19 protein-coding genes are annotated in these 18,704 nt (G+C 65.5%); 11 read left to right on the forward strand and 8 right to left on the reverse strand.

Going from position 1 to position 18,704, the window contains the following annotated elements:
- The first annotated feature begins 91 nt into the window (after positions 1-91).
- The 4 genes from LQG66_RS14855 to LQG66_RS14870 are packed head-to-tail and all read left to right on the forward strand — an operon-like array spanning position 92 to position 3,122.
- Positions 92-1,735, forward strand: coding sequence for a nitroreductase family protein (locus LQG66_RS14855; RefSeq protein WP_231326953.1), 1,644 nt, complete (start codon positions 92-94; stop codon positions 1,733-1,735).
- Positions 1,732-2,544 carry an ankyrin repeat domain-containing protein gene (locus LQG66_RS14860; protein ID WP_231326954.1) on the forward strand — a complete coding sequence of 271 codons (813 nt, stop codon included), beginning with the start codon at positions 1,732-1,734 and terminating at the stop codon, positions 2,542-2,544. Before LQG66_RS14855 ends, LQG66_RS14860 begins: the two co-directional genes overlap by 4 nt.
- Positions 2,541-2,855, forward strand: coding sequence for a hypothetical protein (locus tag LQG66_RS14865; protein ID WP_231326955.1), 315 nt, complete (start codon positions 2,541-2,543; stop codon positions 2,853-2,855). The genes LQG66_RS14860 and LQG66_RS14865 overlap by 4 nt, the downstream gene beginning before the upstream one ends.
- A 24-nt stretch (positions 2,856-2,879) precedes the next feature.
- Positions 2,880-3,122 carry a hypothetical protein gene (locus tag LQG66_RS14870; protein WP_231326956.1) on the forward strand — a complete coding sequence of 81 codons (243 nt, stop codon included), beginning with the start codon at positions 2,880-2,882 and terminating at the stop codon, positions 3,120-3,122.
- A gap of 254 nt (positions 3,123-3,376) precedes the next feature.
- Here LQG66_RS14870 and LQG66_RS14875 read toward each other — a convergent pair whose 3' ends face one another.
- On the reverse strand, positions 3,377-3,826 hold the full coding sequence (locus LQG66_RS14875) for a Rieske (2Fe-2S) protein (RefSeq protein WP_231326957.1): 450 nt from the start codon (positions 3,824-3,826) through the stop codon (positions 3,377-3,379).
- Between the two features lie 195 nt (positions 3,827-4,021).
- On the opposite strand from LQG66_RS14875, the gene LQG66_RS14880 reads away from it, so the two are divergent.
- Positions 4,022-4,663, forward strand: coding sequence for a glutathione S-transferase family protein (locus tag LQG66_RS14880; protein WP_231327791.1), 642 nt, complete (start codon positions 4,022-4,024; stop codon positions 4,661-4,663).
- Between the two features lie 267 nt (positions 4,664-4,930).
- Here the strand turns inward: LQG66_RS14880 and LQG66_RS14885 are convergent, their stop codons facing one another.
- A complete protein-coding gene (locus tag LQG66_RS14885; RefSeq protein ID WP_231326958.1) occupies positions 4,931-6,649 on the reverse strand; it encodes an ATP-binding protein in 1,719 nt (572 codons plus the stop codon).
- A 180-nt stretch (positions 6,650-6,829) separates the two neighbouring features.
- Positions 6,830-8,443: a flavin monoamine oxidase family protein gene (locus tag LQG66_RS14890; RefSeq protein WP_231326959.1), complete on the reverse strand. Its 1,614-nt coding sequence runs from the start codon at positions 8,441-8,443 to the stop codon at positions 6,830-6,832.
- 137 nt (positions 8,444-8,580) lie between these two features.
- Here LQG66_RS14890 and LQG66_RS14895 point away from each other — a divergent pair, with 137 nt between their 5' ends.
- From LQG66_RS14895 to LQG66_RS14920, 6 genes are all read left to right on the forward strand, one after another.
- Positions 8,581-8,985 carry a nuclear transport factor 2 family protein gene (locus LQG66_RS14895; protein ID WP_231326960.1) on the forward strand — a complete coding sequence of 135 codons (405 nt, stop codon included), beginning with the start codon at positions 8,581-8,583 and terminating at the stop codon, positions 8,983-8,985.
- 163 nt (positions 8,986-9,148) lie between these two features.
- Positions 9,149-9,529, forward strand: a complete 381-nt coding sequence (locus LQG66_RS14900) for a hypothetical protein (RefSeq protein WP_231326961.1) — start codon at positions 9,149-9,151, stop codon at positions 9,527-9,529.
- Between the two features lie 2 nt (positions 9,530-9,531).
- Positions 9,532-10,041, forward strand: a complete 510-nt coding sequence (locus tag LQG66_RS14905) for a hypothetical protein (RefSeq protein ID WP_231326962.1) — start codon at positions 9,532-9,534, stop codon at positions 10,039-10,041.
- Positions 10,042-10,142: 101 nt separating this feature from the next.
- On the forward strand, positions 10,143-10,304 hold the full coding sequence (locus tag LQG66_RS14910) for a hypothetical protein (protein WP_231326963.1): 162 nt from the start codon (positions 10,143-10,145) through the stop codon (positions 10,302-10,304).
- Positions 10,305-10,361: 57 nt separating this feature from the next.
- A complete protein-coding gene (locus LQG66_RS14915) occupies positions 10,362-10,952 on the forward strand; it encodes a cysteine dioxygenase family protein (RefSeq protein ID WP_231326964.1) in 591 nt (196 codons plus the stop codon).
- Complete coding sequence (locus tag LQG66_RS14920) at positions 10,909-12,528, forward strand: rhodanese-like domain-containing protein (protein ID WP_231326965.1); 1,620 nt, start codon at positions 10,909-10,911, stop codon at positions 12,526-12,528. The genes LQG66_RS14915 and LQG66_RS14920 overlap by 44 nt, the downstream gene beginning before the upstream one ends.
- A gap of 186 nt (positions 12,529-12,714) precedes the next feature.
- Here the strand turns inward: LQG66_RS14920 and mmsB are convergent, their stop codons facing one another.
- From mmsB to LQG66_RS14945, 5 genes are all read right to left on the reverse strand, one after another.
- A complete protein-coding gene (mmsB, locus tag LQG66_RS14925) occupies positions 12,715-13,905 on the reverse strand; it encodes a multiple monosaccharide ABC transporter permease (RefSeq protein WP_231326966.1) in 1,191 nt (396 codons plus the stop codon).
- Between the two features lie 21 nt (positions 13,906-13,926).
- On the reverse strand, positions 13,927-15,477 hold the full coding sequence (gene mmsA / locus LQG66_RS14930) for a multiple monosaccharide ABC transporter ATP-binding protein (RefSeq protein ID WP_231326967.1): 1,551 nt from the start codon (positions 15,475-15,477) through the stop codon (positions 13,927-13,929).
- Between the two features lie 82 nt (positions 15,478-15,559).
- Entirely contained in the window at positions 15,560-16,630 is a 1,071-nt protein-coding gene (gene chvE, locus LQG66_RS14935) for a multiple monosaccharide ABC transporter substrate-binding protein (protein WP_305879327.1), read from the reverse strand.
- 108 nt (positions 16,631-16,738) lie between these two features.
- Complete coding sequence (locus LQG66_RS14940) at positions 16,739-17,620, reverse strand: SMP-30/gluconolactonase/LRE family protein (protein WP_231327793.1); 882 nt, start codon at positions 17,618-17,620, stop codon at positions 16,739-16,741.
- Complete coding sequence (locus LQG66_RS14945; protein ID WP_231326968.1) at positions 17,620-18,702, reverse strand: aldose epimerase family protein; 1,083 nt, start codon at positions 18,700-18,702, stop codon at positions 17,620-17,622. Before LQG66_RS14945 ends, LQG66_RS14940 begins: the two co-directional genes overlap by 1 nt.
- Positions 18,703-18,704: the final 2 nt, after the last annotated feature.

The raw sequence follows: 18,704 nt of genomic DNA on the forward strand, positions 1-18,704 counted from the left end.
TCACAGCTCTTCGGAACGGAATTTGCTCAGTCGCATCCGGTCGCCAAGCGACCATCCAACATGCGCGAACTCACGCGCCTTGTGAGGAACCATGTTCGTGTCACCGTCCAGCGCGGCAGAGCTCCCCGCCGCCGCCGACATAGCACTCGCCTATCACGTGCGCACCAAGCATAGCCTGAAGCGCTATGCCGCCGGGCCGGAGACGCTGGACTGGGATGCGCAGCCCAATCCGTTCCGCGAATTCGCGGGCAGCCCACGCGTCAATCTGCCTCTGACCTCGGATCGTCTCGCTGCGAGTTTTGCCGAGGCCTGCGACGGCACGGCGCCAATCCAACCGTTCACCATCGACAATGTCGCACTGCTGCTGGAATTGTCGTTCGGGCTTGCAGCCTGGAAGGAATACGGCCCGGACCGCTGGGCGCTGCGCTGCAATCCCTCGAGTGGCAATCTGCATCCGACCGAGGCCTATGTCATCAGCGAGAGCATCGCTGGTCTCACTGATGGCGTCTATCACTACCTGAGCCGGGATCACGTGTTGGAGCGGCGCTGCCGGCGCGACGCCTCGCCAACCGGGCAGCCGCTGCTGTGGCTCGGCCTGTCCTCGATCCACTGGCGCGAGGCCTGGAAATATGGCGAGCGCGCATTCCGCTATTGCCAGCTCGACCTCGGTCACGCGCTCGGCGCCATCAGCTACGCCGCCGCCGCGCTGGGCTGGCACGCCCGTGTCATCGACGGCATCGACAGCGCTGCGCTTGCGGCCATCATGGGCCTGGACCGCACGGGCGACTTTGCCGGTGTCGAGGCCGAGGATGCCGACGTGCTGCTGGCGATCTCGCCGCGTGATATCGCGACGCCCACACGCCCGGAGCTGCCGCGTCCCGCCACGATCGCCGACGAATGGAAGGGACAGGCCAACCGGCTCGACCGCCATCCGCTCTATCGCTGGCCTGTCATTTCCGAGGTGAGCGCCGCGACGGCCGGCGAAGGACATGACGTCGTTCCCGCCGCGCCATCCCCGCCAGCCCTGCCGTCCCGATCACAGGCGCGCGCGACCGAACTCATTCTCAATCGCCGCAGCGCGCAGCGCTTCGATGCCAAGTTCACGATGGATCGCACCGCATTCCATCAGATGCTGGACACGCTGTTGCCCCGTACCACTACGCCTTGGACTACGTGGCCATTCGCAACACGGCTGCATCCGCTGCTGTTCGTCCACCGTATCGACGGCCTCACGCCCGGGCTTTATGCGCTGCCACGCAGCGACAATGCAGAGGCCGACCTGCGGCGCGCACTCCGTCCCGACTTCGACTGGCAGCGGGTCGAGGGCGCTCCTGATCATCTGCCATTGTTTCATCTGCTCCCGACCGACAGTCGCGGCGTGATCCGCACCGCGAGCTGTCACCAGGCGATCGCCGGCGACAGCTGCTTTGCGGTGGCGATGCTGGCCGAGTTCGCGCCTCTCGTCAGCGACAATCCATGGCGCTATCGCCAGCTGCATTGGGAGGCCGGCCTGATCGGGCAGGTGCTCTACCTAGAGGCCGAGGCCTCGGGCCTGCGCGGCACCGGCATTGGCTGCTTCTTCGACGAGTCCGTGCATGAGATGCTCGGTATCGTCACGGCCGATTTCCAGACGCTTTATCAATTCACCGTCGGCCGTCCGCTGACCGATGATCGCATCACGACACAACCGGCCTATCCGGGCCGTACGCGCAACGAAGCGGGAGTCCTGCCATGAGACCGCGCATCCCATTCCAGCGCATCGACGTCAGTCGGGCCGCTGACATCCTGCAGCGCGACGACGTCCTGCGCTTCGACGTCCGCGATCAAGCTTCGTTCAACGAAGCGCACATTGCCGGCGCGCAGCATCTCACCCAGCGCAATCTCTCCGAGCTGATCACTGGTACGACCAGACGGACGGCGATCCTGATCTACTGCTATCACGGTAATGCCAGCCAGGAATATGCACAGACGTTCGCCGATTTGGGCTTCACGGAGGTGTACAGCCTGGACGGCGGCTATGAGGCGTGGCGACAGCGATTTCCCGCACGCAACGGCTCGGCTGCAATCAGTCCAGAGCTGGCGGCGTGGCTCGCCATACAGGGCTTTCCCGCCGATGATTTCGACGCCACCATCGCCAACCGCACCACGCCGCTGATGAAGGCCGCGCATCTCGGCAACGTCACCGTGATCCGCGATCTGCTCGCTGCGGGCGCCGCGATCGCAGCAAGAAACGCAGACGGCAACAATGCGCTGTGGCTCGCCTGCGTCGGCCATCACCTCGACGCCATCGACGCGCTGGTCGAGGCCGGCATCGACATCGACAACCCCAACGACAACGGCGCCACCGCGCTGATGTACGCATCCTCATCCGGCAAGGCCGAGGTCGTCGCGCATCTGCTCGCCAAGGGCGCAGATATCAGCACCGAAACGCTCGACGGCTTCACCGCGCTCGACATGGCCGCCTCGCTCGAATGCCTCACGCTGCTGCGCCGCGCGGCCAAGGCGGCAGCCCCGACCACGCCGGCACCCGAGATCCGGCCGTGACGATCATCGAGCACGATTTCGGGATCCGGCAGCGCCAGGTCGAGCGCCGCTTCCGCACGCTGCTCAGTCTCGACGCGCTGCACGAGGCCAATGTCCGCGCCAATCCCATTCCCTATCTGGAGCGTGCCAGCGAGCGCATCTATCAGCTCGAGAAGGCGCTGTTCGACGCACTGCAGGCGGCGACGGCCATCCCCGACGATGGCGGCAAGACGGTCAGCATCGGCAAGGCCGAGCATCAACGCCTGCTGCATTGCCGGGCCATCGTCGAGAGCGCCTACGCGCAGCTGGTCGCCGATCAGCCCGAGACCTGAATCAACGACAAGATGGAGAGCGACATGTCGAGTGAAGGCTTCTTTGTGGATTGGGACGGCAATCTCCGCAGCGCCGGAGATCCCGGCGGCGGCTATCTGTGCGACATCGACACAGGCGCGCGTTATGTCGCGGTGACCACCAAGAACGGCGCGCTGGTGCACGAGGCGACGCTATTCAAGACCACAGCCGATGTCGAGAAGGCCGGCATCAAGGCGCCGCTGGTCCCCGGCAGCCATCCCTGGGGCAAGAAGGCGGATGGGTTCTAAGCACAGGTCATCGCGCCAGCGTCATTGCGAGCGCAACGAAGCGATCCAGAATTCCTCGACAAGTCTCGATTGATTCAGCGCCGGTGGATGAGAAGAACACATGAACCGTCGCGGCACAGACGCTGCGCTCCCTCTCCCCGTTCTTCACGGGGAGAGGGAGCAGAGCGCCCGAGCCTCAGCAGCTTACATCCTATTTGGAGGAGAGCAGCTCTACGAGAAACGGGCAGGCTGCTCCAGAATCATGAACGTCACCCTCAATCCGGATGGATCATGATTTCCATGGTCTCGTCGAGATCATCGAAGGACTCGGGAAAGCTGTTGTCCTCGACCAGCGCGACGCCGCACAGGCAGATCTCGCCATCGATGACGGCGAGCGCGATCGGCTCGAGACTCTGGCCTTCGCAGGCGCCGCCGGTGCACAGGCCGGTGTCGATCTCGAACGTCGCCCCGTGACGGCCACAGCGCAGCTGCGTCCGGTCGGCATTGAAGAACTGGCCGCTGCCGATGTTCAACCACTTGCCCTCGTGAGGGCAGCTGTTGACGTAGCCGGCGAAACCGCCTGACGCCGTATGGATGATCACGATCGGAAATGGCCGCGCCTCGCCATTGTCACCGAACCGCGACAGGCTGAACGCCATCGCCTCCCCCGGCGCGATGCTCGTGGTCGGACAGATCACGAAGACTTCCGGCTCACGTTCCGTCATGTGCGGCGCTCCCTCAACAGCGCGACGGGAGCAGCGGGACCGTGATGACGTCTCCTGTCGCAAATCTGACGGCAGCGGCCCGAATTGTCGAGCCACGGCGCGTCACTCTCGAAACTGTCCCGATCCTTGCATGAAGTGTGCCGTGTACGGCGACGGCGTGCGCATAGTGTCGGCTTGGAGACAATGATGGCCGCGATGAAGTTCTACATGACGCCGGGATCGTGCTCGACCGGCATCCACATCATTCTCGAAGAGCTCGAGGAGGTGTTCGAGGCGTACATCGTCAACCTCCCGGCCGGCGACAATTTCAAGCCGGACTATGTCGCGATCAACCCGAAAGCGACGATCCCAGCGTTGGTGCGCGGCGACGGCAGCGTGCTGACCGAGGTGCCTGCGATCGCCTATTGGCTCGGCCGCTCGCGGCCGCGGGCGAAGCTCTGGCCTGATGACGTCGAGACCGAGACACGGCTACTCGAGACCATGACCTACATCGCCGGCACCGTGCACGGCCACGGCTTCGCGCGCATCTTCGCCACCCCGACCTTCAGCCGCGATGAGGCCGATCAGGAGTCCGTCCGCGCGCTCGGCCGCAACATCGTCGTGAAGGGCTTTGCGATCCTGAACAAGATGCTCGGTGAGCAGCCCTATCTCGGCGGCGAGTTCAGTGTCGCCGATCCGATCCTGTTCTATGTCGAGTTCTGGGCCGACAAGATCGGCATTCCAATGCCGGCCAACCTGCTCGCGCACTACCGCCGCATGCTGGCGCGGCCGGTCGTGCAACGGGTGCTGCGCGAGGAAGGCTACAATCCAGCAACGCTGGGACAGGCGGGAGAATAGCTCTGCGCATTCCAGCGCCCATTGATCCGCCGCGCTCTTTCCCCATCGTCATTCCGGGGCCCGGGAGGCGCGACGTCGACGCCACGCGTCGGCGTCGTGCCGAGCGGGAGCCCGGAATCCATGCCTCCCGCATCACGGCTGCCTGTGGTTATGGATTCCGGGCTCGCGCTTCGCGCGCCCCGGAATGACGTGTGGAGAGATGCGTCGCGACCGCTCAAGGAGCGATGCGCGGATAGAATTCGACTCACCTCCGCCGACTAATGGGTTTTACTCCGCCGCCTCCGGCAGCAGGTCGTGATCACCGAGGTCGATGCCGCGGAAGATCGCACAGCGCCGGAAGACCTCGATCGTCGGCCGCACACTCTTGTGGTGACAATATTTGGCGACCAGCTTTGCCAGCCCCTTGATGTCGCGTCCCGAGGCGCCCGGAAACGTCTCCACCAGCAGCTCAACTAGTGCCGCCTCGACTTTCAGCCCGAACTGCTCGCACATCACCCGCCAGATCCGCCCACGCGCCGCGGCGTCCGGCGCCTGGAACTTGATCAGCGCGATGCAGCGCGACACGATGGCTTCATCGATGTCGTCGATGCGGTTGGTGGTCAGGAACAGCAGCCCGTTGAAATATTCGAGCACCCGCAGGAACACGCCGACGACGGCGTTCATTGTCATGTCGTCCTCGCGGCGCTTGATGTAGACATCCGCCTCGTCGATCAGCATGACCGCGCCCCAGCGCTGCGCCCGCGTCAGCGCGTCCTTCAAGGCGCTCTCCATCGCCGCGACGTTGAGTCCGAGCTGGCCGGAATGCACCCGGTAGAGCGGCCGGCCGATGATCTCGGCATAGACCTCCGCCGTCAACGTCTTGCCGACGCCCGGAGGACCTGCGCACAGCACAGTCGTTCCGCCCGATTTGCCGGCGACGATGTCGTCCATCAGCAGGTCCATCTCGGCGGTCAGGATATCGATCAGGTCGGTCTGCTCCTCGGGCAGGACCAGCTTCTGCTTCAACTCGGGCTGATACGCATAGGGCATCATGTCGTCGGCATGCACCCACAAATAATGGTGCAGGTCGAGATGGAACATCAGCATGTAGGGATGCACGGGGATACGGCAGAAGATGCCCTTCGGGATCGCAGCCTTGGATTGCTCGACCTCCTGCTCGGCGTCGTAGAGATTGCTCTTGGCCGCCTTGCGCAGATACTGCCCGAGAATGTCGCCGGTGACTTCGAGCGTCAGCGCGCGCTCGGTCAAAATGCCCTCGTCGTTGACGAGGCGCGCGCTGCCGCCGCCCGACGACAGCACGATGACGTCCTTGCGCGACCAGTCCATGTCGCGATGCGAGGAGTTCGGATCGTCGGCGAAGAAGCCGATGCCGCGGCCGGAGAACTGCGCACCGTAGCGGCCGCGCCAGGCGAAGTAGCGCTCGGCGGTCTCGTCATAGGCTGAGATCAGCTCCGGCGTCTCCTTCAGGAAGCCCTTGGCGGCGAAGATCTCGGCCACGGTCTTGCCGACAATGTCGCCTGTGGAGATGCGCAGCGTTGATGTCGTGATCGAGCCCTTGGCATTGGCCTTGAGCTCGATGAAGACGCGGCCGGACTCGTCATTCGACGGCGCGGTGTAGTCGAGCCGGGTCACCACATAAGGCAGCGGCCGGCTGGCGACATTGGCGGTGAACATCCAGCCGCGGATGGCATCAGCGATCAGATAACGCGCGATCGCCGGCAGCACCGATTCCAGCTCATGCTCGGAAAAGCGCGTACCGGAGTCGTTGAAGGCGCGCTGCAGGGTCGCGATATGGGCGGCGCGGGCATGCCATTCGGGTCCGGCCTTCTGATAGCTATTGCGCAGGAAGTCGAGCTCGGCGCTCGCGAGTTGCGCGAGGTTGACCTCGACCTTGTCGCCGAAGCGGAGTTGCTCCTTGAGCGAGGCGAGGTGCGGGAAGGCTGCCGCCATCGCCTCGATGGTCGGCCGTTCGATCTGCAGCTTCATCGGTCGTCACTTGTATCTTTTCTTGGCCCATCCTTCGAGACGCCCGCCAAAGGCGGGCTCCTCAGGATGAGGGCTGAATTAACGGCAAGATCTAAGACCCTCATGGTGAGGAGCGCCGCATGCGGCGCGTCTCGAACCATGAGGCCACCTGACGTCGAAAAGGCGTTGTCGCGCGCCTCACTACGACACCCCCGTCGGCTGGCGCATCGCGGGGTCCGCCTTGGCCAGCAGCATGCGGTTGGCAGCAAGCGAGAACTCCTGCCAGGCCGCGGCGATGTCGCGCAGGATCGTCTGCACATAGTCCTTCGACGGCTTGTGCTCGTGCGGAAAGTTCGACAGCGCGCAGGAGGTGCGGTTGAAGGCGATGGCGTCGTCGAGCAGCGACTGCATGACATCGCGGAACGGCTTCTGAATCTCCGGCGTCAGTGCGGAGCGCCCGCGCTCGACGGCGACGTCGCGCATGTCGAAGGTCAGCGCATCCAGCACCTGCAGCGCCGCAGCGAACACCTGCTCGGTCGCGCCGAGAATGGCCAGCTGCGTCAGTTGCTCGCGCTGCTGGGTGGCGAGACTGCGGTTCAGCCGATGCCGGTAGTCGTCGAACGCCGCATCGCGCTGGGCGGCGACCCAGGAGCCGAACCAGGCCAGGCTCGCGTCATTGCCCGACAGTCCCTCGCCGACCGAAGTTGCTGCGCGTGCCCCTGTGCTCTCGGTCGCCGTGCGGGCGAGCGCGCGCTCGATGCGCCTGGCGGCATTGAGCGCACCTTCGAGATAGCCGGCTGCGTGGCTCGCGGTCTCGGCACCGCCGAGATGCAGCCGCCCGTCCCACAGCGCCCGCCGCAGCATCGGATTGGCGATCTCGCTGTGCTCGCCGCGCGGCGTGGTGCGATCCAGCGCGCTGCAGGTGAAGCGCTCGGTCGCCCAATCCTGATAGTGCTGCTCGCCGCCGTCCAGCGCCGCGCCGAACAGCTGCACCATCTGGCTGTCCATCAGCAACGGCAGGCCGACAGTGAAGGCTTCGCGCAGATCCGGCGGGAAGGCGAGGAAACCGCCGAGCGCGGCGCGGTCGCCGCCGACATCGCAGGCATCGAAGATCTCGCCGACAACGGCCTGCTCGTGACTGACGAAGGCATTGCCGGACTGGCCCTTGTCGCGCCAATGCGCCTGGTCATAGGCGATCACGACCTTGGCCTGCGCCGCCATCCAGGTCTCGGCATTGCGCATCGCCTCGCAGGTCGCCTCGTCGAGCTCCGGAAAGAAGCCGACGTGATCGAGCAGCAACCGCGGCGGCAGCGCGAGCACGGCGCGCTTAACCTCGATCGCGACCGATTCCGTGGCTGTGGCGAAGACCAGCCGCACATGGGTACCGCAATCGACGATGCGCGTCAGCTCATGGCCGAGATGGATGAACGACTGCGGCAGGTCGCGCGCCAACGTCTCGATCAACTTCGTCATGCCGCCTGACAGCCGGCGCGCGCCCTGATGAATGGGTGGGCCGCTGATCTGCTCGGCCGTCTTGTCCGCCTCTTTGAGGTGAAGAACCGTGCCGTCATCGTGCTGGGCAAAATCAGGCAAGCCAAGCTCAGCGATCAGACCCGCCAGCAGCGGCTGGGTGTCGGGCCAGAACCAGGTGGGGCCGAGGTCGAGCGCGAGCCCGGCCGTGCTCTTGGCCGACAGGACACGCCCACCCAGCCGATGTCGGGCTTCGAACAAGGCGAACGTGCCGCCGCGCTGCTGCAGGCTGCGCGCGAGTGCTATTCCGCACAATCCACCTCCGACAATGGCCGTTTCGAGCATGACAGGACCTCGGCTGATGCGTTGCGATGGCGCCTCGGATGGCTCTTGCAAGAAGCTTGCAAGCTTTCGCGAGCGCCCCACATGTGCGGTTCCAAACATTGCTTGATTTTCGCCCCGGCTTGGCTCACCTCATCACGATGAGTGACGACAGCGAGATTCTGGCGGCCAATGCGGCCTTCTATGCAGCCTTCGCGGCAGGAGATTTCGCTGCGCTCGCGGCGCTCTGGGCGGATCGCGACGGCATCTCCTGCATCCATCCGGGCTGGTCGGCGATCGTCGGCCGCGCCGCCGTGATCGGCAGCTGGCGCGACATCCTCAACAATCCGGGGCGGCCGCAGATCGTCTGCGCCGAGCCTCACGCGATCGTCGACGGCGACCACGGCCACGTCCTGTGCATCGAGCTGGTGGACGGCGCAGCGCTCGCCGCAGCCAACCACTTCACGCGCGTCGACGGCGCCTGGCGGATGGTCCACCATCAATCCAGTGCGATTGCGCAGCTCGTGTCTGCGGATGACGACCGGGACGGCCACAGTCTCCACTGATCTCCTCACGTCTGGCACGAAATTTGATCTGCTCTCCCTGACCGGCAGCAATGTCGGAGATTGTTGATTTTCGTCGCGTCGGATTCGGGCCAAATGTCCGTCTCCGCGCAGGCCATCTGCACGCTGCGACCAGCATCGTGCAGATGCCGAGAGGAGACACGGGATGGCACGCGTTCTGACCGCCTATCTGAAGCGCACGGATGTGCCGACGCGCACAGCGTTGCAGCAGGCGATTGCCCGCCTCCCCTTCGCGCTGACGCTCGACGACGCCTATCAGCCGCTGCGGACCTCGGGCTACCTGCCATGCACGCTCGATGGCGAGGACGCCGGCTTCGACCTGCGCTTCAGTGACGTCACGGAGCCGCGGGCCGACGCGCGCGACGTCGCGATGACGTTCAAATGGGGCGGCGATCCCCGCGAGGAGGCTGCCGCGTTCGCGGTGTGTGCCGCGCTTGCCGGGAATTTCGGCGCGATCGTGCAGCGCGACGGCGCGGCGCTTTCAACCGACCACATGCTCGAACAGGCGCAGGGAGCACTGGTATGAACATGACGGCTCCCCTTCAGCCGACGGCGATCCATGCCGTCCCCGCCGAGCTCTGCGAATGCGGCTTCCGCCTGCTGATGATCCGCCAGTTCAATGTCGGCGCGGTGCCGCCGGCCTTCGCCATCATCGACCAGCGTGTGATGCGTATGCCGCAGCGCCTCGGCCGCCACGGCGTGTCATTCGCGGCGACGTTCCTGCCCGAGGTGATGTCATGGCTGATCGATCATCTCGGCCGGCCGTCGCTGCATGACGAGACCGGCCGCTCCTACCGCAATCCGCGCTGGCCTGTCGTGTGCTGGCATGACCAGGAACGCTACTGGCCGAGCGGCGCCGTCACGGTCGAGTGGTTCGCCGAGGTCGCATTCCAGGATCACGCCTCGTGGATGGCCTTCCGCACCCACTGGCAGGAGCGTCTGCACGGCACTGAAGCGGGTGCCGGCGCTTGCGCTGGAGAAGCAGAGCCGCGCGCGCAGCACGGTAAGGAAAAGGAATTTGCCGACGACGTGCTGTAGCAGGCATGATCTGCCAAATTGATGCGCAGCCACGCCCGGCTCTGTTCGATGACGGTCGAGGCATGATAATCATGCCGTGATGCAACTGCGCGGAGGTCATCGTGCGCTACGTCTCGTGGTTCGGAGGCTGGCTCGGCCATTTGCTGCCGCAACGGCGTGCTGATGCCGGCACAGTCGCCCGCGACATCGACGTCCAACATCCGGCCGCCGAGCTGTCGCACGAGGACCTGTTCTATATCGCGATGCTCGGTCCTCACGTGTGAACGAAACGTCGGCGCCGTCCGCCACCCGCATCCTTCGCATCCCGACACGAGCCCGACATGACTGACATTGCACGGCTGCGCGATTTCGTCGCCGAGACGGCACGCCTGGTCGCGAGCACGACCAGCGAGGCGGTGCTGCTCGCCGCGCTCGCACCGAAACTCGAGGAGCTGGTCGCGCATGACGATTGGCTGCCCGAGGCCTACGCCGTGGCTGACGGCGGCCGCTACCGGCAATATCTGCTGTATGCCGATCCGCTGGAGCGCTTCTCGATCGTGAGTTTCGTGTGGGGCCCTGGCCAGGGCACGCCGATCCACGATCATCGCGTCTGGGGCCTCGTCGGCGTCCTGCGCGGCGAGGAACTCTCGGTCAGCCATGCGCGGCAACCGGACGGGACGTTGCACGCAGCACCGCCGGAGCGCCTCCGGGCTGGACAAACGGCGGCGGTATCTCCACAGATTGGCGACATCCACGCCATCTCCAACGGTCTGGCGGACCGCTCCTCGATCAGCATCCACGTCTATGGCGGCAATATCGGCCGCATCCGCCGCGCGGTGTATGATTCGGAGACCGGCACCGCCAAGGACTTCATCTCCGGATATTCGAATGACACCGTCCCCAACCTCTGGCCAGACCGCGGCGCCGCCTGACCAGTTCCGCGTCATGACTCCGACGGAGCTGCGGCGGCGCTGGCGCGCCGGCGAGGAAGTGGCGCTGCTCGACGTCCGCGAGGAAGGGCCCTACTCGCTGTCGCACCCGTTCTTCGCCGTGTCGCTGCCGCTGTCGCAGATCGAGCTACGCCTCCTCGACCTCGTGCCACGGCTGACCGCTCCGGTCGTGGTCTATGATGACGGCGAGGGCCATGCCGCGCGCGCGGTGCCGCGCATTCGTGCACTCGGCTATACCGACGTCGCGATCCTCGACGGCGGACTGTCGGGCTATGCCCGCGTCGGCGAAGTGTTCCGCGACGTCAACGTGCCGAGCAAGGCGTTCGGTGAGCTGGTGGAGGCGATCCGGCACACGCCGTCGCTGTCGGCGGATGAGGCCAAGGCGCTGATCGAGCGCGAGTCCAATCTGGTCGTGCTCGATGCCCGCCGCTTCGAGGAATACCGCACCATGAGCATTCCGCGCGGGGTCAGCGTCCCCGGCGGCGAGCTGGCGTTCCGGGCGCGCGAGCTCGCGCCGTCGCCGGACACCACGATCATCGTCAACTGCGCCGGACGCACGCGCTCGATCATCGGCACGCAATCACTGATTAATGCCGGGCTGCCGAACCGGATCTACGCGCTGCGCAACGGCACCATCGGCTGGACGCTCGCCGGACACCAGGTCGAGCGTGGCAAGACCGCACGCGTCCTGGAGCGACCGCAGACGAGCTACGCGGCGGCGCTGGCCGACGCCAAGGCGTGGGCCGCGCGTGTCGGCGTCGGCGTGCTCGACCATGCGACGTTGGCGCAATATCAGGCGGAAACTGCGACGCGCACGCTGTATTGCCTCGACGTGCGCACGCCGGAGGAATATGCCGCCGGCCATCCCGCGGGCTTTGCGTCGGCGCCGGGCGGCCAGCTGGTGCAGGCGACCGACGAATGGGTCGGCGTCCGCGGCGCCCGCCTGGTGCTGTTCGACGACGACGGCGTGCGCGCGCGCATGACGGCGTCGTGGCTGAAGCAGATGGGCTGGGATGTCGCCATCGTCGGCCCGGACGTGGTGGCGCCGACCGAGACTGCGAGCCGCGCGCCGCGCCGGCCGCCGCTGCCCGACGTCGGTGCCGCCGCGATCGGCGTCGCGGAGCTCGCGGCTGATCCCGCCGCGTGGACGATCCTCGATCTCTCGCGCAGTCCGGGCTACAAGGCCGGGCACATTCCGGGCGCACACTTCGTGCTCGCGTCGCGCTTTGCCGACGATCTCGCCAAGCTGCCGGGCAATGGCGCAATCGTGCTGACCAGCGATGACGGTGCCGAGGCGGCCTTCGCGCTGACTGACGCGCGCACTGCCACGCGCCGCGAGCTTCGCGTGCTCTCAGGCGGCACGCGGGCGTGGACGGCTGCCGGCCACGCGTTGGAGACGAAGCGGCACGCGTGGATCTCGCTTGCTGACGACGTCTACAAGCGGCCCTATGAAGGCACCGACAACGCGACCGCGGCGATGCAGGCCTATATCGACTGGGAGCTGCAGCTGGTCGCCCAGCTCGCCAATGACAGCGTGTCGAATTTCCACGTGGTGTAGTCGAGGACGGACTCGACGTCGTCGTTCCGGGGCACCCGCAGGGCGAGCCCGGAATCCATTCTACAGCAGAGCGTGACGACAGATGGATTCCGGGCTCGCCCTACGCGCGCCCGGAATGACGGCGGTGGGAGCCGTAAAGTCGCGGCCAAAGAAATTCACAGCGTCACCGGGAGCTGCGCGCCGCACTCAGCGGCGCTGGTTGTAGACGTCGATGCAGACGGCCCCGAGCAGCACCAGCCCCTTGATGACCTGCTGGTAGTCGATGCCGATGCCGAGGATGGACATGCCGTTGTTCATGACGCCCATGATCATGGCGCCGATGACAGCGCCACCGACGCGGCCGACGCCGCCATAGGCGGAGGCGCCGCCGATGAAGCAGGCCGCGATGACGTCGAGCTCGAAGCCGAGGCCCGCTTTCGGCGTGGCCGTGTTGAGGCGTGCGGCGAAGATCAGCCCGGCCAGCGCGGCCAGCACGCCCATGTTGACGAAGGTCAGGAATACGAGTCGCTCGGTCTTGATGCCCGACAGCTTGGCGGCCTTGGCGTTGCCGCCAACGGCATAGATCTGCCGGCCCACCACGGTGCGCCGCGTCATGAAGCCGTAGAGCGCGATCAGCGCGGTCATGATGACGAGCACGTTGGGCAGGCCGCGATGCGACGCGATCAGATAGGTGAAGTAGAGCAGCGCGCCGGCGAGCACGACATTCTTCGCGGCGAAGAAGGCGAAGGGCTCGACCTCGATGCCATGCTCCACCTCGCGCGCACGGCCCTTGATGCTGGCATAGACCAGGATGAGGGTCAGCACCGCGCCAATCGCGAGTGACGTCGGATTGAGATTGCCGGCGCCTGAAATCAGCTCCGGAATGAAGCCCGAGGACAGCTTCTGGAACGTGCCCGGAAACGGCCCGACCGACTGTCCCTGCAGCAGCGCCAGCGCCAGCCCCTTGAACACAAGCATGCCGGCCAGCGTGACGATGAAGGAGGGAATGCCGAAATACGCCACCCAATAACCCTGGGCGGCGCCGATCGCGCCGCCGACGATCAGGCAGGCGATGATCGCGAGCGGAAAGTCGATATGGTAGCGCACCATCAGCACGGCCGCGACGGCGCCCACGAAGCCGGCAACAGAGCCGACCGACAGGTCGATATGGCCGGTCACGATCACGAGAAGCATGCCCAGCGCCATGATGACGATGTAGCTGTTCTGCAGCACCAGGTTGGTGAGGTTGAGCGGCTGCAGCAGGGTGCCGTCGGTCATGAACTGGAAGAACAGCATGATGACGAACAGCGACAGCAGCATGCCGTAGCTGCGCAGATTGTTCTTCAGGAAGCCGCCGTGCGACTTCTCCTCCGGGAGTGAAACCGTCTTGTCGGTCATTGCTGGCGCCCTCCCGACCGCTTACGCGGCCGTCTCCTGGTTCTTGATGGTTTCGTTGCGCATGATGGCGCGCATGATCTTCTCCTGCGTCGCCTCCGATCCGGCGAACTCGCCGACGAAGGCGCCGTCATTCATCACGCAGATGCGGTCACAGATCCCGAGCAGCTCCGGCATCTCGGACGAGATCACGACAACACCCCGGCCGGCATCCGCGAGCTCCTGGATGATACAGTAAATCTCATACTTTGCGCCAACGTCGATGCCGCGCGTCGGCTCGTCCAGGATCAAGACCTTGGGATCGGTCATCAGCCATTTCGACAGCACCACCTTCTGCTGGTTGCCGCCCGAGAGCTGGCCGGCCTCCTGGTAGACGTCCGAGCAGCGGATCCGCATGCGGCCGCGGTAACCGGACGCCGCCTTGAGCTCGGCGATGTCGTCGATCACGCCTTTCGGAGCGACCTGGGCCAGGCTCGCCAGCGTGATGTTCTTGCGGACGTCATCGGCCAGGATCAGGCCGAGCTGCTTGCGGTCCTCGGTGACATAGGCGAGGCCGGCATCGATCGCGGCGGGCACGCTGGTGAGATGGACGTCATGGCCTTCGAGACGCGCGCGACCCGTGATGTTGACGCCCCAGGAGCGGCCGAACAGGCTCATGGCGAATTCGGTGCGCCCCGCCCCCATCAAGCCGGCGATGCCGACAATCTCGCCGCGGCGCACCATGAAGTCGACGTTCTTGATCACTTGGCGGTCGGAATGCTGCGGGTGGTAGACCGACCAGTTTTCGACCGTGAACACGGGCTCGCCGATCTTCGGCTGCCGTTCGGGGAAGCGGTGCGCCATGTCGCGATTGACCATGCTCTTGATGATCCGATCCTCCAGGACCGGCTCGGCGCGGCAGTCGATGCTGTCGACCGTGCGGCCGTCGCGCAGCACGGTGATGCGGTCAGCGACGCGGGCCACCTCATTGAGCTTGTGGGTGATCAGGATCGAGGAGATGCCTTGTTCGCGGAAGGTGACGAGGCGATCGAGCAGCGCCTGGCTGTCGGCCTCGTTGAGGCTCGCGGTCGGCTCGTCCAGGATCAAGAGCTTGACCCGCTTGGACAGCGCCTTGGCGATCTCCACCAGTTGCTGCTTGCCGACGCCGAGATCGGTGATCAGGGTATCCGGCGATTCCTTCAGGCCGACCTGGGCCAGCAATTGTTGCGTTCGCCGATAGACCTCGTCGCGATCGATCACGCCGAAGCGCTGTGGCGCATGCGACAGGAAGATGTTCTCGGCGATCGACATCAGCGGGATCAGCGCGAGTTCCTGGTGGATGATGATGATGCCGAGCGCCTCGGAATCATTGATGTCGCGGAAGCGCCGCTCCTCGCCCTCGAAAATGATCTGGCCCTCGTAGCGGCCGTGCGGATAGACGCCGCTCAGCACCTTCATCAGGGTCGACTTGCCGGCGCCGTTCTCACCGACGAGGGCGTGGATCTCGCCCGCCGCGACCGTAAAGCTGACGTCGCGGAGCGCCTGCACGCCCACGAAGCTCTTGCTGACGCTGCGCATCTCAAGGATTGCCGTCATCGCCTTGTATCCCGCAACACTGGAACTGTCCTGGATGAGAGTGGCCGGCGAGCGCATGGCTGCGCTCGCCGGCCGATTGCGCTCACTCGACCTGCGACTTCTTGTAGTAGCCGCCTTCGATCAGGACCTTCTCCCAATTGCTCTTGTCGACCACGACCGGCTTCAGCAGATAGGCCGGGACGACCTTGACGCCGTTGTTGTAGGTCTTGGTATCGTTGACCTGCACTTCCTTGCCGCTCAGCGACGCATCGACCATGTCGGCGGTCACCTTGGCGAGGTCGCGGGTGTCCTTGAAGATGGTCGAGAACTGGTCGCCGCGCAGGATCGCCTTGACCGACGGCACTTCGGCATCCTGGCCGGAGATGATCGGCATCGGCTGGTTGCCGCTGCCATAGCCGACGCCCTTCAGGGACGAGATGATGCCGATCGAGAGGCCGTCATAGGGCGACAGCACCGCGTCGACACGCTTGTTGCCGTAATAGGCGCTGAGCAGGTTGTCCATGCGGGCCTGGGCGGTCGCACCGTCCCAGCGCAGGGTCGCGACCTTGTCCATGCCCTTCTGGCCGGAAGCGACCACGAGCTTGCCGGAGTCGAGATAGGGCTGCAGCACCGACATCGCGCCGTTGTAGAAGAAGTAGGCATTGTTGTCGTCCGGCGAGCCGCCGAACAGTTCGATGTTGAACGGCCCCTTGCCGTCCTTCAGGCCGAGCTTGTCCACGATCGATTGCGCCTGCAGCACGCCGACCTGGAAGTTGTCGAAGGTCGCGTAATAGTCGAGGTTCGGCGTATCGCGGATCAGGCGGTCATAGGCGATCACGGTGATGCCCTTGGCCTTGGCCTGCTTCAGCACGTCCGACAGCGTGGTGCCGTCGATCGCCGCGATGACCAGCACCTTGGCGCCCTTGGTAACCATGTTCTCGACCTGCGAGAGCTGGTTCGGGATGTCGTCCTCGGCATATTGCAGGTCGGTGGTGTAGCCGCGATCCTTCAGCACCTTCACAATGTTATTGCCGTCATCGATCCAGCGCGCCGAGGACTTGGTCGGCATCGCGATGCCGACGGCCCCCTTGCTCTGGGCCATTGCGGCGCCGGACAGCGCCACGGCGCCGAGGCCGGCCAGTGCGGCGGCCATGATGGTCTTCATCTTCAGCATGTTTACACTCCCTTTGGATTTTCAAATTTGGACAATGAATACGCGATTGCGTATCTCGATACCAGATAGCTGTTAGGCTGAACGACGCTTGACTGATTGTTCCTCCTCTCAGGTGGAGAGCTTGACGTCGGGCTCAGCGCGGCCGCGGGATCCGACATCCAGCAGAAAGGTTTGGCCATGGCCGGGGTCGGCCGCCTTGGCTGCCTCGTCCATGTCCTGCCAGGCCGAGGTGACGAGCAGGCGCGACAGGTCGGAGCCGACGAAAGCCGGGCAACTCGCCTGGCTGGCCGGCACGGCGATGCAGCGCAGATGCTCGCCCTGCGGGCTATAGACGTCGACGCAACCACCGCCCCAACGCGCGTTCCAGATCCGGCCCTCGGCATCGACGACGGCGCCGTCGAGCCCGCCGACGCCGGCATGGCGCAGCAGCACCTCCGGCTCGCCGCGCGGCAAGCCCGTCTCCGGGTCGAGCGCGACGCGGTAGAGCACGTTCTCGTCGGTGTCGGCGAAATAGCCGATAGAGCCATCCGGCGAGAAGCAGATTGCATTGGGAATGGTGACGTTGGGGAACAGCCTGATGATCTCGCCGCGATGCAGCGCGTAGATCGCGCCCAGGCCGCACTCGGCCTTGCGGCCCATGGTGCCGATCCAGAACGTGCCGGAGGGATGGACGCGCGAGTCGTTCGACCGCGTCGCCGGATTGTCGGCCTCGAGCGGCAGATACAGCGACAGCGCGCCGTCCGCGATGGTGCGGATATAGAGTCCATCCTCGGCCACGATCAGCTGCCTGTTGGCATCGATGCGGCCGAGCGCGCTCGCCATCCGCCCGAGGGCGTGGCGGCGGACCTCGCCGCTGGCGATGGTGGCCTCGAACAGCAGGCCTTCGCGGATGTCGAACCACCAGGCGGAGTCGGTCTGGGGATCATAGGTCGGCCCCTCGCCGAGATGGCAGCGCTCGGCGCAGAGGATCGTGGTCGGCACCTGCTCCATCATGCAGCCCCTCCCGCGGTCGAGAAGCGATATACGGTCTCGTGGCGATAGACCTCGTCCGGCAACAGGCGCGCGGTCGGAAAATCCGGCCGATTCGGCGCATCCGGCCACACCTGCGGTTCCAGGCAGATCGCGTCGGATTGCCGGTAGGTCCGTCCCTTGCCGCTGATCGTCGCGTCGAGATAGTTGCCGGTATAGACCTGCAAGCCCGGCTGGTCGGTGAGCAGCTCCATGACCCGGCCGGAGCGCGGCGATTCCAGCCGTGCCGCGAGGCGCACGCCTGCTCCCGCGCGCAGACAGAAGTTATGATCGTAGCCGCGGCCGCATTTGATCTGCGGATCGTCGGCCCGGATGCGCGCGCCGACCGCATGCGCCTCGCAGAAATCGAACGGCGTGCCCGCAACGGCATGCGGCGATCCTTGAAGCGGAATCGCCGTCTCATCGATGGCGAGATAGCTGTCGGCGGCGAGCGTCAGCTGGTGATCGAGAATGCCGGTACCGGCCGAGAGCCCGTCGAGATTGAAGAAGCTGTGATTGGTCAGGTTGACGATCGTCGCGCGCGTCGTCCGGGCGCTGAAGGTGACGGACAATTCCGTCGGTCCGGTCACCTGGTAGGTGACGCGGACATCGAGCCGGCCCGGATAGTTCGCCTCGCCGTCCGGACTGACATAGAGCATCGTGACGGAAGGCTGTGCACCACCCTCGCTGGCGACGATCTGCCAGAGCTTGCGGTCGAAGCCGTCGGGGCCGCCATGCAGCGCGTGCGCGCCGTCATTGGCCTCCAGGCGCACGTCCTGGCCGTCGAGCACGAAGCGCGCCTTGGCGATGCGATTGGCGTAGCGCCCGACCGTCGCGCCGAAATAGTTGCGGAACTTGAGATAGCTGAGCAGGTCGTCATGACCGAGCACGACGTCGTCAACGCCGCCCTGCGCGTCCGGCACCATCAACGCCTGCAGCGCCGCGCCATAGGTGATGATGCGCGCTTCGAAACCACCGGCGCCAAGCAACGTCACGCGCTCGACCTCGCGGCCGTCCGGCAGGCTCCCAAACACGTCCCTGATGATCCGCGCCTCGACTGCCATGG

The sequence above is a fragment of the Bradyrhizobium ontarionense genome (assembly GCF_021088345.1).
GTDB classification, from domain to species: Bacteria; Pseudomonadota; Alphaproteobacteria; order Rhizobiales; family Xanthobacteraceae; genus Bradyrhizobium; species Bradyrhizobium ontarionense.

What these genes read in the sequence shown, in the direction of transcription:
- LQG66_RS14855 (WP_231326953.1), top strand. Translation starts at nt 92, where the DNA reads ATGTTCGTGTCACCGTCCAGCGCGGCAGAGCTCCCCGCCGCCGCCGAC.
- LQG66_RS14860 (WP_231326954.1), top strand. Translation starts at nt 1,732, where the DNA reads ATGAGACCGCGCATCCCATTCCAGCGCATCGACGTCAGTCGGGCCGCT.
- LQG66_RS14870 (WP_231326956.1), top strand. Translation starts at nt 2,880, where the DNA reads ATGTCGAGTGAAGGCTTCTTTGTGGATTGGGACGGCAATCTCCGCAGC.
- LQG66_RS14875 (WP_231326957.1), bottom strand. Translation starts at nt 3,826, where the DNA reads ATGACGGAACGTGAGCCGGAAGTCTTCGTGATCTGTCCGACCACGAGC.
- LQG66_RS14880 (WP_231327791.1), top strand. Translation starts at nt 4,022, where the DNA reads ATGAAGTTCTACATGACGCCGGGATCGTGCTCGACCGGCATCCACATC.
- LQG66_RS14885 (WP_231326958.1), bottom strand. Translation starts at nt 6,649, where the DNA reads ATGAAGCTGCAGATCGAACGGCCGACCATCGAGGCGATGGCGGCAGCC.
- LQG66_RS14890 (WP_231326959.1), bottom strand. Translation starts at nt 8,443, where the DNA reads ATGCTCGAAACGGCCATTGTCGGAGGTGGATTGTGCGGAATAGCACTC.
- LQG66_RS14895 (WP_231326960.1), top strand. Translation starts at nt 8,581, where the DNA reads ATGAGTGACGACAGCGAGATTCTGGCGGCCAATGCGGCCTTCTATGCA.
- LQG66_RS14900 (WP_231326961.1), top strand. Translation starts at nt 9,149, where the DNA reads ATGGCACGCGTTCTGACCGCCTATCTGAAGCGCACGGATGTGCCGACG.
- LQG66_RS14905 (WP_231326962.1), top strand. Translation starts at nt 9,532, where the DNA reads ATGACGGCTCCCCTTCAGCCGACGGCGATCCATGCCGTCCCCGCCGAG.
- LQG66_RS14915 (WP_231326964.1), top strand. Translation starts at nt 10,362, where the DNA reads ATGACTGACATTGCACGGCTGCGCGATTTCGTCGCCGAGACGGCACGC.
- LQG66_RS14920 (WP_231326965.1), top strand. Translation starts at nt 10,909, where the DNA reads ATGACACCGTCCCCAACCTCTGGCCAGACCGCGGCGCCGCCTGACCAG.
- mmsB (WP_231326966.1), bottom strand. Translation starts at nt 13,905, where the DNA reads ATGACCGACAAGACGGTTTCACTCCCGGAGGAGAAGTCGCACGGCGGC.
- mmsA (WP_231326967.1), bottom strand. Translation starts at nt 15,477, where the DNA reads ATGACGGCAATCCTTGAGATGCGCAGCGTCAGCAAGAGCTTCGTGGGC.
- chvE (WP_305879327.1), bottom strand. Translation starts at nt 16,630, where the DNA reads ATGCTGAAGATGAAGACCATCATGGCCGCCGCACTGGCCGGCCTCGGC.
- LQG66_RS14940 (WP_231327793.1), bottom strand. Translation starts at nt 17,620, where the DNA reads ATGGAGCAGGTGCCGACCACGATCCTCTGCGCCGAGCGCTGCCATCTC.
- LQG66_RS14945 (WP_231326968.1), bottom strand. Translation starts at nt 18,702, where the DNA reads ATGGCAGTCGAGGCGCGGATCATCAGGGACGTGTTTGGGAGCCTGCCG.